Source organism: Helicobacter pylori, assembly GCF_003636935.1.
GTDB lineage: Bacteria > Campylobacterota > Campylobacteria > Campylobacterales > Helicobacteraceae > Helicobacter > Helicobacter pylori_CH.
Window position 1 is genome coordinate 1 of sequence record NZ_MVVH01000004.1, and the last position, 15654, is coordinate 15654.

A 15654-nucleotide genomic window follows, 5' to 3' on the forward strand; every position below is an offset into this window, starting at 1 on the left:
TCATGCTTGCTTTATTGATTTGCGTTTTCACGACATAAGGGAGTGGATCTTGTATTTCATTGATCTTGTCTGATTCTTTAGTAGGGTTGTTTGTTGTAATATTGCCATTATCTAAGATACTGAATAAATTCGGTTGTGGGTTTTTAGCTTTCTTTTTTTGCATGTGTAGTCCTTTAGAGTGGATTTTTACTATTAGGACATAAGTTCAGTAACTAAAACATACGGATTTTTAGAATAAAAATCTTTAAAAAACCCGTATTGTTTAGTTTTTAAAAATATGGTTATATTTAAAAAATTTTTATTTTTAGGGGTTTTATATAAACCAAAATACAGAGCAAGTATCACAAAACAAGGGGCTAAATGAGTTTGAAAGGGCTAAGGTGTATTACACAAAAAAAGTTGCAGACAATCTCTTGTATATAGCAAACCCAAGCAACAAAGTGGAAGCACCCTATAAAAGTGATGCTAAATTAGAAAAGATGGGTATTGGTAAAGATGATTACAAACAAAGCATAGCTCAAAATATCCGTAATTTTTGCGCTTACTCAGGCGCTCCTTATAACAATGTAAATGATTTTAACCTTGATTTAGAAAAGGCTATACACAACTATAATTCAAGCGCATGGATAGGGCTTAGTGATGCTGCAATTAAACTAGAAATAGGAAAACTTGCCAATGAAGAACCACAAAAAGCCAATGAACTTAGAAACGCTTTAAGAGAAATTAAAAACAATGAGCCTTGCGTGGAAGTTATGTTCATTAAACACTCAAAAGATAAAATTCTAAGAAATGAAAATAACGAAATTATTTATGCAAAAAACAATCAAGGCGAATACATTCTAAATGCTAAAGGCGAAAAAATCCCCTTGTATGAAACTCAAGAAAAAACTAACTCAATGGGTGAGACTTATTTTGAAAGGGTGCAAGAAAAATGCGAACCTTATGTAAAAATTGAAAAGTTATATAATTTAGAAGCGTTTTCTAAATATTTAAGCGAACAACAAATGGATAATTTCGTTGAGACCCTAAAACCCCTTAGTAACGCTCATTTTGAGAAATCTACAAACGCCATGATAAGGCTAGAACATGATAAAGATTATCCTATAGAAAAACGAGCCACTTCTAATCTTGTATTAAAAGATGTCAAAGATAGGATTTTAAACGATATAGATAAAAATAATGTTTTTAGTGATGAGCAAAAAAGCGCTTATAAAAACAATATTGATAAATTGTTTGAGACTATCAATGACTATTGCACGACTAAAAATGAAAAATACCAGCAAATCTTTTTTGAAAATCAAAAACAAAACCAAACACAAAAGCAAGTAGATCAATACTCTACAATGGAGTTTTAAATGTTATTTGATAGTTTATTTTCCATCAATGAGCAACAAAAAGCAAAAGCTTGGAGTGATTTTTTTAGAGAGTTAAAAAAAGATATGAAAGAAATTTATAATAAATTTGGAGGCAATGCAGAGTGGACAACTTTTTTAACTAGGTTTTCTAATGATTTAAGCCGTGCGTCTAATTATGCGGAATTTGAAACTTTACAATCTATCTATTCTAAAGAGTTCGAAGAGTTACAACAAACAATCGCAACAGACAAAACGCAACAGCAACTTTTAGAACAATATAATATTGATTTTGAATTACAAAGTGCTTTACAAAATGACTTAAAAGATTTAGATCATTTAAGCGACAATAAAAACAAAGACGATGAAGAACAAGCCATTCAAAAGTCTTTTGAACAAGATTTAGATGATTTACAAAATGATAAACTTAACTTGGAGATAAAAAAGTCTATCAACGAGCAAGACGATAAAGATTATCAAAATAAAGAACAATTAAACACAGAAATAAAGGAAAATATTAGGGAAAATTCTAAAAACTCTCATTTGATACCTATAACAAATTTAAAAAATTTTTTACATAATAGAAGAGAAAATTTTAAGATTTCACAACAAGATTTACCTAGTGAAAAACAAAAAAAATACTCTGATCAATTATTCAAAAAAGAGCTTTTAGAATACGCTAAACACAATATGAGTGCCAAGGAATTGCAAGTTTTAGCCATGCTGGTTAATAAAAAACCAAGCGCTATGAAGACAAAGCACAAAGAATTTTTACATGAAGTTTTAATGACAGCTCTAATCAATAATAAAAATTTAAAAGAAAATGACCCCATAAAACTTGCCCTAACTTATAATATTAAAAATTCAAAAACCAATCAAACTCCTTATAGCATTTTTAACAATCAAAAAGAAAATCATATTCCCCCACTCAATGAAGAGCAACATAAAATCTTACAAAATGCTATTGCTAATAACGAAGTGGATAAAAGAGCTTTGGGTGTTTGGAAGTTTAATAGCGAAAATAAAAATAATTTAACTCAAAATAATGCTAATGTTAATGAAATGGTTACAAATACTACTAATGATAATCTAATTAAGGACAATAATATTAAACAAAATAACATTATTGAAAATAATAATGTAAAAAATAACAATGATTTGTCTTTTTTAGATGATGAACCTGTTGATTTTAATCAAGGTAATCATTCTGTTGATTTTAATAGTAAAAAATCTGTAAAAAATAACACTGAGAAAAAGCTATTAAGTCCTAAACTACAAGCTTTTGAAAATAAATCAAAGCAAAACATACAAAACGCATTAACAAAGTCTAAAGAATTAAAAAATAATCAAAGATTAGCAAATGATGGCGTGTCTATACCTATGGAGATGAGTTTTTAAACACAAGTTAGTCAAGTGATTAAAGCTTTTGGTGGAATTGAAATAAAGGAGCAAAAACAAATGAAAACTTATCCATATAACCATTTTTTATTTTTCTGCTTTATTCTAGGAGCGTTTTTATTAGGTTTGCTCAGTCCAGCTTATGCTTTGAGTGTTATCACCACTAAAGAAATTGATGCTAATTTGCCTAATGGAGCGATAGAAAGCAGGGTGGTGTTAGGTAAGAGGGTGTTTAAAGTAGAAGCTCATGGGTTTTATTTTAGAAACAATGCAACTAACAGCATAGATATAGAAATCACCAGTCTTTTAAGAGACAATCAATCGTTTCCTTTGACTAGCAGCGCTAAAACCAGTTTAAAAATACCTCCTAACGCCAAAATTAAAAAATCCACTATCCTTGTTTTAAAAGGCGAGAACGCTGAAGAAGTGGCTAAGATTTTAGGTGTTAGCAAAGAAGAATACCAAAAGCTAGAAAACATCTCTCAAACCAAAGCGGTTAATGACCCTATGTATGCTAACACGCCTTTTAACAACAATCCTAATAGCCCTAGCAATAACGCTATCAATGGTAAAGATGGCGCAAATGGGAGTAACGGCTATGGGGTAAATGGAAATAATGGAAATAATTCAAATAATAATGCAATAGGCAGTGGTATTGATGCAGATGGCGTGTTAGGGGTGGATGGAGTGAATGGCTCTAGCTCTTCAAGTGGCGGCTCTGTAGGGGGTTATGAGAACAATTTCACTAACCATGGCTCTATTAACAATAACACAGGAGGGTATGACAATTTTAATAATGGCAGCTCAAGTGGTGGGGGGTTAGGGAATGGGGGGCTTTTCCCTATTCCTTTTGGTAATAGCGACACAAACAATTCCAATAATCCCACTAACACCACTAGCCCAACTAATGGCAGTAGTTCTAATAACGCCACTAATCCTAACTCGCAAGAAAACAATTACTCTAGCCAGTATTGTAAAGCGCCCAAATTAAGCCCCAACAACACAATGAAACTAGATGTTATCGCTAAAGATGGTTCTTGTATTTCTATGAACGCTTTAAGAGATGACACTAAATGCGCTTATAGATACGATTTTGAAGCCGGCAAGGCTATCAAGCAAACGCAATACTACTATGTAGATAGGGAGAATAAAACGCAAAATATCGGTGGTTGTGTGGATTTACAAGGCGCTCAATACGCCATGCAACTTTACAAAGATGACAGCAAATGCGCCTTACAAACCACGAGCGATAAAGGTTATGGTATGGGGAAAACTCAAACCTTCCAAACTGAAATCGTGTTTCGTGGGATGGATAATCTAATCCATGTCGCTGTGCCTTGCAGCGATTATGCAAGGGTGCAAGACAAGATTGTTAGGTATGAAAAAAATGATAAAACCCAAACCTTAACGCCTATCGTGGATCAGTATTACAATGATCCCAGTAACCCTAACAAACAACAGATTTTAAATCGTGGGATTGCTACCCAATTAAGCTCGCAATATCAAGAATTTGCATGCGGTCAATGGGAATACAATGACGCTAAATTAGAAGCCAAAAGACCTACAATGTTAAAAAGCTATAACAAGCTTAATGGCGAATGGGTAGAAGTTACGCCTTGTAATTTTGAAGCAGGGATTAAAAGCGGTGCGGTTGTTAGCCCTTATGTGATGGGCGTGTCTAGCTCTAAAGTCTTAAGCGATATTACTACAAGCCATTATTTTAAGATAGAAAGGAAAAATTATGGTGAGAGAGAACAATGCCAAAAACCTTATGGAGTCAATCGTTGCCAACCGCAATATTTCCATACTAATCCTAGTATCACCGATTGGAGCGCCACTTACAAAACCACTACCACTCAAACCACTCAACCTTATTTGCGCCCAGCCCAAGATAATGAAAGCCCCACAACCTATAATCTTATCACCACTCAAACCACCATCAACAGGACTCAAAGCGTTTTAAAAAACGAATTGAATTTGAGTAATGATTATTTGAAGTATGTAGAAATCCATCAAGGCTATTACAAGGATAATGATCTTAAACAATCGCAAGGCTATATTGATTGGTCTAATTACTATCTCAATCAGAATGAAGGCTTTTGCTCTCAATACAGCATTTGGAGTGAAAACACAAAGATTGGTAAGAATTGGTATCGTTGGCATGATAATAAAATTTCTTGCACTCAAAGACTGATTTATAGACCCTTTCAAGGATAAGGCATGAAAGCGTTGAAGACTTTTTTAAAAAAATCCTTTATTTTGTTACTAGTAATTGCTTTAAACCACTTAAACGCTGTAGCTATGATTGTGGATAATCCTACGCAGAATATCTGGCAACAAGCAAAAGACGCTATAGACAAGTCTCGCTTTGTTCAACAGGTCAATCACTGGGCTGACCAAATCAAAAAATACCAAGATATGATAGAAAAAGCTCAATCAACCATTAACCAACTAAATAAAGTGAATGATATTTTACTGAAAACCAATCAGTTTATGAATGGCTCTATCTTAAATATCCCTAACCCTATGGGTTTAGTAGAAAATGCAACTCAAATTGCCAAGAATGTAAAATCAAACGCTCTCGCCCTACAAGAAAGCGCTAAAAACTACAATCTGGCCGAAAAATTTTTATTACGAAATATTGCTAGCAAATGCCCTGAATTAGATATGAATAAAATTAACCCAAAAACAAAAGAGATTTTTTTCTCTGATAAGGGAAAAGAAAAGAGTATCGCTAGACAAGCTTTAGAAAATTTAGCTAATGCGCTTGGAAATACACAAATTACAACCACCCAAGATATAACAACAAGTTTAAGTGGTAGGGTCTTAGCAGACTTTATTTGCAAAACAAAAGAGCGAGAACTTTTAGGGATAAAAAAGCAGCAATACCTAGCTCAAGCACAAACTTGTCTAATATCAAAAAATTTTCAGTGCTATGGAGATTTTTTATCTCAATCAAAACAAATTGATTTAAAAATATTCAAAGAAGCTCAAGCTAGAACCTTTAAACTTTTTTCATCTTTACAGAATAGGGGTGCAAGTTTCACACAAGAGCTTTCCGTTAAAAATCCTATTTATGCGAAAGAAGGGTATTGCTCTAAACAAAATATTGATGGTAAGGATTATTGTTTTAGTAATACACTTGAAATTGAGCGATTGATAAACACTTTTGAGAAAGACAATAGCTCATATATAGAAAGGCTTAAAGGAGCAACAAATCAAGAAACTAAAGCAAAAGTCTATGCAGACTTTAAACAAAAATTTGAAATGTTAAACACGCAAATTCTACTTAATATTGCTAATAACCTAAACTTTATGAATCAAACCCTGTCTCTTATGGCAAGTGCCTATTCAGACACTTATTATAAACAACAAAATATCATTATGCCATCATTTTTAAACCCTCCTGAAAGCGTTAAAAAAGAGTTTTTAGAAATAAATAAAAAGACAAGTCAAGCTTTTAAAGCAAATTTAAATAAATTTGGACTACCCACTTCACAATTGCCTGATGTTGAAAAATCTTTTATGATGACACAAGGTGGGAATATAGCAACAGAAAGTTTTGAACAAATGAAAAACAATATTACACAAGGATGGGATGAATAATGCCTTATTTGGTTTGGGGTGGTATTTCTCTTGCTATTGGTATTATTTCTTATTTCATACCAGCTGATAATCTCAATGTGGCTACTGATGGGCTTTATAGTAGTATTATAGGCGTATTTCAAAATTTCACCAATGAATTTAAAGACAAATACAACAATATTGCAAAAACAATCGCACCTACTATGGTTTCTATAGGAACAATACTTATTTTTGCATATTCTGTAAAAAAATACAAAAATAATGAATTTTTTGAAATAAAAACTTTCACGCAATTTGCTTTTTTTCTTGCTCTTCTATCCTTGATGCACTTTGCTTTGAGTAGTCCTAAAAAATTCCATTCATATGTAGAGTTTTTTGTAGAAGCGCCTGCAGTCATTCTTAATAACGCCATTGAAGAAACAACAAAAACTTTTTACAAAAAAGCTCAACAACAATCAAATCAATCCCAAAATAAAACAAATCAAAGTTTTATAAGTTTTAATGGGAATATACAAGGAATCATAAAAAATCAAACTAAGCAACTTTTTGCTTTTTATGAAAGCTTTAGAGAAAATAACGCAGGTTTTAGCAAACCATTTGTTTTCATTATGCAGTCTCTATCTTTTGTGGCTATTGTGTTTTTTCAAATCTTACTTATATTTAAAACAATTTACCTTATTTGTATTATTTTTATAGAAAAAACTTTTTATTTACTATGCTTTATTTTTATGACGCCTTGTTTATTTTTTAAACAAACTCAAGGATTTTTCTTTTCTTACATTAAAAAAGTCTTTTCTCTAACCTTTTATGCGCCTCTTGTGTTTTTATTTGCCATGCTAAACTCTATTGGGTTAGAATTATTTAACCCTACTCAAAATATCATAGAAACTATCGGCATTATTATCATTTCAGCGATTACTTCAGCTTTAATTAGCAATATTCCAAATATTATCAATACCATTTTTGGCACACAAGGTGGCTCGGTTGATTTAGCTAACTTCTTAAAAGCTGGATCGCAAAGTTTTTTAAGCTTTGCTAGTAATGTAGGTAGTGCAGTAAGCGGTGGCGTTAAAGGCGCCTCTGTAGGAACTAGCAATTTTCTTGTAAAAACAGAAGGTGCAATAGGCAATGCTGTAAATAACATCAAAAACAGAGCCTCTCAGCCTGAAAATATAAGAACTTCGGTTGGTTTTGTTAATGTTGGTTCTAAAGCAACGAGATAAGCTACAAAAAAACATCAAAAAACAACCCTTTAAAGAACTTTTAAATAAGGGATCAATCATCTTTCACTCACTCAACAAATTATCAAAAATGCTTGCTACTTGTTTATTATATTCTTGTGCGGTGTGAATGTAGATTTTTGTGGAGCTTAAGGACTGATGCCCTAATGCTCTTGAAGTCAAAACAATATCCCTACTCTCAGCATAGACTAAAGTGGCAAAACTATGCCTAAATAGGTGCAATCCTGTGCCATATTGTTTAAAATTTTCAATACCACTCAACATAAAAATCTTCAACACAAAATTACTGATTGAACAATGCTTTTGAGTATAGTTAGACAGAGACTTCTTAAATACAAAACGCCCATTAAAACTACTCAATCGTTTGCTATCGCTCAACCACTCATCTAAAGATTTTTCTAGCATTTCTCGTTTAATGAACGCTTTTCGCTCTTTATTGTTTTTGCCTTTTATAAGCAAGATATAATGCTCTTTCTCTAAAACAATATTTCTCAATTCTAAATTAAAAACCTCAGATTTTCTCAAACCACCCAAAATAATTAAGAGCAAAATACACTTATTTCTCTTTTCATAACTGCTTCTAGTTCTATAGTTTATAAGAATATATATAAAAGATTTTAAATCTTTTGAATTTAGATGTTTAGGCAAATTATCCTTGTGTTTAGCAAAGGCTATATTTTTAAGACTAAAATAAAATTCATAATGTTTAGTCCTATCCAAGTAATCAAAAAATTGCCTAATATACATCACATATTTCGCCATTGAATTAATCTTTCTTTGTTTAGCTAACTCAAATAAAAAATTCACCAGCATTTCTTCATTGAATAATCTCAATCGCTTAACTTTCAAATGCTTGCAAAAATAGTCAAAGAACAAAAACAATACACGCATCATCAAAATATGCTTTGTGCCTTGATTATAAATTGTATGACATAATTTTTCCAAATCTTTAATATTTTCGCATTTTTCTAATTCTATTGACAAAAATCTCATTTTTGTAAAATCCCTTACCCCATTAAAAACAACCATACGCTTAAATTTGAAAACAACAAAATCCCTAATCCCTACAAATAACTCCCTTTGACTTCTAGCGAGTGCGTTATTGTCATTTGATTTTTTCATAAAAGTCCTCTTAATATTAAATTTTTTAATAGAAATTAAAAAGAATGTAATTTATAAAAAATCAAAAACAAGGAGCCTATTTATAAAAAAATAATAAAAAGATATATATAATATAGTAATTGCAATTATATAAATATCTCTCCCCTATTAATAATAAAATTGTAAAGAAAAATTTTTCCGATTTTATTTTATAAACAAAATTTCAAAATTTATGGTAGAATACAGAAATAGTTTTAAAAAGTCAGCATTAGAAAATTAAGAAGCTTAGAGCTAGCTAAATAATTACATTCTTTATTCTTTAAAAAGTTATCGCTTTATAACCAAGCTCTTTAGTTTGATTGTAAAAAACGCTTTTAGCGTTTTAGATTTTTATTCTTTTATTTTGCTGGTGTTGCTTTTTATTTCTTTTGTTCTTAACTTTTTTAGTTGGGGTTGGTATGGGGTTGTGTTTGAATGGTTTTATGTGTTTTTAGATTTTTAGAACCGATCTAAAAGAAAACTTTTTTCATCAAGTTTCTTTTTTAAAAAAGCCTAAAAATTTCTTAAACACTTCTTTAGGATCGAATGTGTCGCACACCTTGCACCCATACATGCCAATTAAAATCACAAGCCAGCTCACATACACCCAGCTCATCAAAAACCACAAAATAGAAACGCTCCCATAAAGCTCATGGTAAGTGCGGTTATACAGCACATAATAAGTGAAAGCCCATTTTAACACATGCCAAGAAACGCTCGTAAAAAACACCCATAAAAACACCCAAAAATAATGTTTAAACACCTTATTCGTGGGAATGGTAAAAAGGATCAAAAAAAACGCGTAAGTGCCTATCCATCTTAAAACATGCAACAAATTTGAATTTTTATCTTCAAAAAACACTTGGATCTTAATATCAAAAAACACCACCAAAGGCAGAGCGAATAAAAACACTAAAGTCGTGCCAAAACCCCAAAATAAAAAGATTTCTTTACCCTTAAAGTGCGCATAATCTCTGGGCTTTGCTTGAAAAATTTTTGACGCGATGGAGCGGTAGTTTTCACAAAACAATACCAACGCCACCACAATAGAAACCTCTTCAAGCGTGCCTAAGGTCATGTCTGTTTTTTTAAAATTTTCTAAAAAATCCTTAATCGCGCCAATGAGCTTAGGAGCGTTAGGGAAAATCAAGGCTTCCATTTCACCGCTGTGCGCTTGCATGTAATGAGACACAAAAAGACTGAACACAAACAACAAAATAGGCGATAAAGACAAAATCGTATAAAAACTCAAGCTGGAAGCGTAGTAAAACAATTCGCTCAAGCCCAAAAAGGCGTTTTTCAGACGCTCGGGGAAAATCATTCTAAGAAGGCGCAAAAACCCTCTAACGCTTTTAAAAAGTTCTCTCATTAATGACAGCTTGTCGCCATTTTTAAGCCATAAGAGAGCAGTTTTTCTATATCTTTTTTAGGGGCTTTGCCTTTGGTGGTCAAATAATCCCCCAACACCACCGCATTGATGCCGTATTCAAAAAGCTTGGCTTCCTTTTTATCGTTATCTTTAAACACCACTTCACGCCCCCCAGCCACCATAAGCCTAGCGTTAGGCAAAAATTCCTTAGCTAAAAGCACGCATTCTAGGGCTTCATCCGTGCTTAAAGTCTCTGCATCAATGGGCAATACCGGGTTTTTAATGAAAAAATTAATCGGCGTGGTGTGCGGGGAGAGTGAAGCTAGCGCCCTAAGCATTTCAATCCTGTCTTCCCAGCTCTCATTAAGCCCAAAAATCCCCCCACTGCACAAGCCTAATCCCGCCCTTAAAGCGTTTTCGCATGTGATAAACCTTTCTTCCCATGTGTGCGTGGAACAAATCTTAGGGAAGAAATTTTGCGAAGTTTCTAAATTATGGTTATAGCTGTGAATGCCCGCCTCTCTTAAAAACTCTAATTGCTCCAAATCCGCGCGCCCGCAGCATGCGATTAAATGCAAGCCCAATTCTTCTTTGTTGATGGCTTTAGCTAATTTAGCGATGTATTCGCATTTTTCATCGTCTAATTCGCGCCCTGAAGTAACCAGACAAAACCCTAAAGCCCCTAATTCCCTTAACGCTCTAGCCTCTTGTAAAACCACTTTTTCATCTTTAAATTTATAGCGCTTGATCGCTCCTTGGTGGTGCGAGCTTTGCGTGCAATAAGCGCAATCTTCCTTACAATCCCCACTGCGCACATTGGAAATAGAACATAAAAAAATCTCTTGCATAATCATTCCTTTGTTTTAAAAAAGTTGGTTTTTTGAGACTGATTATAGCAAAGAAAAAGAAGCGCTTTTTGATTTTAAGGGCTTTATTCCATTAAATATTAAAACTAAAACTTTGTTTGATTTTAATTCAATCGTTCGCTTACGCCCTTAAAATTAATCTCAAAACTTTACGCTATAATTTCTTCACTTTTTCATTAAGGGATTTCATGCAAGATTCATCCATTCAAAGTTACCCCCCCCCAATCAGCGATAAAAGATCGCACGCCAAATAACGCGCCCAATAATGAAGAAATAGAGCTACCCACCCACATCACCAGTAATTTAAAAAAAGAGCTTAGAGATTATCAAAAGCAAGCGATAGATAATTATTTAGAAAAACGCCAATTTAACCCAGCTCAAAAGCATTTCATGTTTGAAATGGCGACCGGTAGCGGCAAAACCCTAGTGATGGCGGGTTTGATTTTAGAATGTTATAAGCAAGGCTATCAAAACTTTATCTTTTTTGTGAATAGCACCAGCATTTTAGAAAAAACGAAATTGAATTTTACAGACAGCGTTTCATCAAAATACCTTTTTAGTGAGAATATCAATATCAATGACAAAAACACAGAAATTAAAAGCATCAATAATTTAAACGAGAGCCATAACAACGCTATCAACATTTATTTTAGCACCATTCAAGGCTTGTTTTCATTATTCACTAGAGCTAAAGAAAATGCTATCACCCTAGAGGATTTAAAAGATCAAAAATTAGTTTTTTTAGCGGATGAAGCGCACCACTTAAACACAGAAACTAAAAAGAAATTAAATGATAGTGAGGCTAGCGAAAAACGCAACTGGGAAAGCGTGGTGAAATTAGCCTTAGAACAAAATAAAGACAATTTATTGCTGGAATTTAGCGCCACTATCCCTAAAGAAAAAAGCGTTAAAGAAAAATATGAAAATTTAAAGGTGGTAACTTACACCTTAAAAGAATTTAGCGAGGATAAATTTTGCAAAAACATCTACTCCCTTTCCTATGAAAATAAAGCATTAGAAACGCGCTTTTTAGGGGCATGCGTTTCCAGTTTGTATAAAGAATTACTAGCCCAACACCACAATATTGAGAACTTTAAACCCTGTATTTTGTTTAAAAGCGAAAGGATTGAAGAGAGTAAAAAAAATCAAGAGCGCTTCAATACCTTTTTAGAAAATTTAAGCCCTTTAGATTTAGAAAATTTTTTCCATTACAGCCGCAACGCTTTTTTTAAAGCCGCTAAAAACTTTTTTGATGAGAAAAATTACACCCCCAACCTTGTAGCATTCTTGCAAACGAAATTCAAAAAAAGCACCCAGATTAACACCAATAACGAAAAAGAATTAGAAAAAGGCATGCTTTTACTAAACTCCCTAGAAGACAGAGACAACCCTAAAAGAGTGATTTTTAGCGTGGATAAGCTCAATGAGGGTTGGGATGTGTTGAATTTGTTTGACATTGTCAGGCTTAAAAATAAAGCCAATCAAAAAGATACTATTAAAGACGCCCAGCTCATAGGGCGAGGAGCGAGATACTACCCCTTTAGCTATAACGATTTCAAGCCAAGCCGCATAGAGTTTTACCAACGCAAGTTTGATCTTCCTAACCCCTTAAGCACGCTAGAAAGATTAGACTACCATGCCGTTTATGACAGCGAGTTTATCGCTGAATTAAAAAAGGAGTTACAAGATTTAGGATTAGGATTAATTGAAAAGGAAAAAACAACTATCCCCTTAACGCCCACCAAGCGTTTCAAATGTTACTATGCGAGCAATACAAAAGACAAAAAGAAAAACTTATTCAATATGGATTATTCAGACTCCATTGAAGTCAAACTCCAAAGTTTGCATGTCCCCCTATTTGCTTTTGATGTGCGTGAAAAGAAAGTGGATTTTAAAGAAGAAAATAAAGGCGATACAACTTATTTTAAGCCCCATACCTTAGATAAAATCCCCCTAAACTATTTTTTAAAAGCCCTTAATTTAAAAAACCTAAATTTCAAAACGCTTAAAAAAGCCTTTAAAAAACATGCCTTTAACAATAAAGTGGGATTTATAGAGCAATATATTTCGCCATTAAAAACAAACTTCCATAAAAGCCAAAAGTTTGATAACAACGAAATCCTTTTAAAACTCGCTGTTTATATCATTGAAAACTTAAAAGACACGCTTTTAAAAGAGCAAGATAAACCTAGCGTGAGCGCGTTAGAATTGAAAGAATTTGAAACGCATAATAAAAGCCTTAGCGCTAGCGAATGGGAAAAAGACATTCCCTTTTATGAATGGCTGCTTTTTAAAGACATGAGAAAACTAGACAGCGATTTAGAAAGGGATTTTTTAGATTTCATCAACGACCATAAAGAGATTTTAGACAAGAAATTCAAAGAATGGTGCGTTTTAAGGAATGATTATTTCGCTGAATTAAAAGTTTTTTGCAATATAGAAGGCCCTTTTTACGCACAAGGTTTTGAGCCGGATTTTATCCTTTTTGCCCAAACGCATGAAGATGAATTTTTAGGCTTCACTTGTTACATGGAAGCTAAAGGCGAACATTTAGAGCCTTCTAACGCTTGGAAAAAAGAATTTTTAGAAATGCTAGAAAACGCCACGCTTAAAAGCCATAACAAAAAACTCCATTTAAAAGGCTTGCCTTTTTTCACGCTCCATAATAGCGTAGTCAATGGCGAATTTCAAACCGCTTTCCATCAAACTTTTAAGGACAAAGAATGTTAAAAACCCCACTCAAAACCCTAGTAGATATTTTAATTAATCATTTCACTAAAGAACGCTTAGAAACTTTAATCCTAACAGCTGATGAAAAGCTTTTAATTTTCATGCTTGAGCATGAAAACGCTAATGACTACAAAAACGCTTTTTTTAAAACGATCGCTAATTCGCTTGTATTTAATGAAAAAGCGCTATTAGAATGTTTAGAAACAAAAGAATTAGAAAAATCTTTCACAAGATTTAAAAATAAAATAGGCTTATTTTCGCAAGAGGGTTTGATAAAATCCAGCGAATTAGTCGTTTTGAATTTCCCTTTTAAAGACAATGTTTTACTCGGTAACGCTAAAGATAACAACACCAAATCTAACGAGCTTTTTTACCATGAAATATTGCATAAAAAAGAAATTGACACGCTTTTAAGCCCGAAAGTGTTGTGCCGTTTTGAAATGCATGGAGAAGGCGATTTAGAAAGCGCTTTAAAAGATAAAAACACGAACTACCTTATCAAAGGCAATAATTTGATCGCTCTTCATTCTTTAAAAAAGAAATTCGCTAAACAGGTGAAATGCATCTACATTGACCCCCCTTATAATACCGGTAATGACAGCTTTAACTACAACGATAATTTTAACCACAGCTCTTGGCTAGTGTTTATGAAAAACAGGCTTGAAGCGGCTAGGGAATTTTTAAGCGATGATGGCGTGATTTTTGTGCAATGCGATGACAACGAACAAGCCTATTTAAAGGTTTTAATGGATGAGATTTTTGGGAAGGATAATTTTGTAAATACGATTATTTGGGAAAAAAAATATTCTCCACAAAATCATACGAAATGGTTCTCTGATAACCACGATTTTATTTTACTATATGCTAAAGATAAAGAAATTTGGCGGCCTATTTTATTACCACGCACAAGCGAGATGGACGCACGCTATAAAAATTTAGATAACGATAAAAGGGGTGTGTGGAAGTCCTCCGATTTATCAGTTGGATCGGCTGTTGAGCGTAATATTTACCCTATTTTTAACCCCTACACCAAGCAAGAAATATACCCTCCGCATGGTCGCTCATGGGTTTATTCACAAGAAAAATTACAAGAATTGATCGCTGATAATCGTATCTTTTTCCCTACAAGCGGTAGTGGTGTGCCATGCTACAAACGCTTTTTGAATGAAGTCAAGCAAGGCGCAACACCTTTAACAATATGGAAATATACAGAAGTAGGACACACTCAAGACGCTAAAAGAGAAATCAAAGAGCTTTTTGAAGGGCAAGCCCTTTTTGACACCCCCAAACCCGAAGCCCTAATTTCAAGAATTTTAGAAATTTCCACCAACGAAAACGATCTCGTGTTAGATTTTTTTGCCGGGAGCGGTACGACTTGCGCAGTGGCGCACAAAATGAAACGCCGCTACATCGGCATCGAGCAAATGGACTATATAGAAACGATCACTAAAGAAAGGTTAAAAAAGTCATAGAGGGCGAGCAAGGGGGCATTTCTAAAAAATGCGGTTTTAAAGGGGGCGGGAGTTTTGTCTATGCTGAATTAAAAGAAGTGAATTTAGAAATTAAAAAACAAATCCTTAACGCTAAAAGCGCGAGCGAGTGCCTAAAAATCTTTAACGATCTTAACGAGCGTTTTTTAAAACGCGCCGATTGCAAGATTGATGAAATTGATAGCGAAGAGTTCCACAATTTAGACTTAAACGAGCAAAAAAGGATTTGTTGCGCTTCTTTAGACTCTAACGAAGACTATTTAAACTTGGGCGATATTGACGAAGACGCATGGGGGATAGATGGGATCACTAAAAAATACAATGAAATTTTTTATTCTTAAGTTTGTTCGTTCAATGCACTCCGCTTAACGCATCAAAACGCCATACACTAGGCTATTTAGCGGGTAAAAATAAACGATTAAAAATATTGTTGTAGTATTCAAGCCAACCAACAAGGAGCAAAACATGAAAACCTTTAAAAAC

The 15654-nt window shown here is 33.4% G+C and carries 9 protein-coding genes and 2 pseudogenes; 7 read left to right on the forward strand and 4 right to left on the reverse strand.

The genetic code is table 11. From position 1 onward, the window contains the following. Window positions 1-163: pseudogene (locus tag EAL87_RS08410) on the reverse strand (helicase); the annotation flags it as partial. Between the two features lie 154 nt (window positions 164-317). On the opposite strand from EAL87_RS08410, the gene EAL87_RS03580 reads away from it, so the two are divergent. Genes EAL87_RS03580 through EAL87_RS03600 form a run of 5 tightly spaced genes read left to right on the forward strand, consistent with a single transcriptional unit; the run spans window position 318 to window position 7558 of the window. Further along, complete coding sequence (locus EAL87_RS03580) at window positions 318-1355, forward strand: hypothetical protein (protein ID WP_120913015.1); 1038 nt, start codon at window positions 318-320, stop codon at window positions 1353-1355. Further along, window positions 1356-2750, forward strand: a complete 1395-nt coding sequence (locus EAL87_RS03585; protein WP_120913016.1) for a hypothetical protein — start codon at window positions 1356-1358, stop codon at window positions 2748-2750. It abuts the gene before it with no gap. Window positions 2751-2810: 60 nt separating this feature from the next. After that, window positions 2811-4967, forward strand: coding sequence for a competence protein (locus EAL87_RS03590; RefSeq protein WP_120913017.1), 2157 nt, complete (start codon window positions 2811-2813; stop codon window positions 4965-4967). A 3-nt stretch (window positions 4968-4970) separates the two neighbouring features. Next, on the forward strand, window positions 4971-6356 hold the full coding sequence (locus EAL87_RS03595) for a hypothetical protein (RefSeq protein WP_120913018.1): 1386 nt from the start codon (window positions 4971-4973) through the stop codon (window positions 6354-6356). After that, on the forward strand, window positions 6356-7558 hold the full coding sequence (locus EAL87_RS03600; RefSeq protein WP_120913019.1) for a hypothetical protein: 1203 nt from the start codon (window positions 6356-6358) through the stop codon (window positions 7556-7558). The genes EAL87_RS03595 and EAL87_RS03600 overlap by 1 nt, the downstream gene beginning before the upstream one ends. A gap of 63 nt (window positions 7559-7621) precedes the next feature. Here EAL87_RS03600 and EAL87_RS03605 read toward each other — a convergent pair whose 3' ends face one another. The 3 genes from EAL87_RS03605 to EAL87_RS03620 form a co-directional block, all read right to left on the reverse strand. Next, complete coding sequence (locus tag EAL87_RS03605; RefSeq protein WP_120913020.1) at window positions 7622-8698, reverse strand: tyrosine-type recombinase/integrase; 1077 nt, start codon at window positions 8696-8698, stop codon at window positions 7622-7624. Between the two features lie 508 nt (window positions 8699-9206). Next, complete coding sequence (locus EAL87_RS03615; RefSeq protein ID WP_120913022.1) at window positions 9207-10085, reverse strand: YihY/virulence factor BrkB family protein; 879 nt, start codon at window positions 10083-10085, stop codon at window positions 9207-9209. Further along, window positions 10085-10933, reverse strand: a complete 849-nt coding sequence (locus EAL87_RS03620) for a biotin synthase (protein ID WP_120913023.1) — start codon at window positions 10931-10933, stop codon at window positions 10085-10087. Before EAL87_RS03620 ends, EAL87_RS03615 begins: the two co-directional genes overlap by 1 nt. 309 nt (window positions 10934-11242) lie before the next feature. Between EAL87_RS03620 and EAL87_RS03625 the strand changes: the two genes are divergently transcribed. Further along, on the forward strand, window positions 11243-13681 hold the full coding sequence (locus tag EAL87_RS03625; protein ID WP_240444238.1) for a DEAD/DEAH box helicase family protein: 2439 nt from the start codon (window positions 11243-11245) through the stop codon (window positions 13679-13681). Then, window positions 13675-15512, forward strand: a pseudogene (locus EAL87_RS03630) (DNA methyltransferase). Before EAL87_RS03625 ends, EAL87_RS03630 begins: the two are co-directional and overlap by 7 nt. The last annotated feature ends 142 nt before the right edge of the window (window positions 15513-15654 follow it).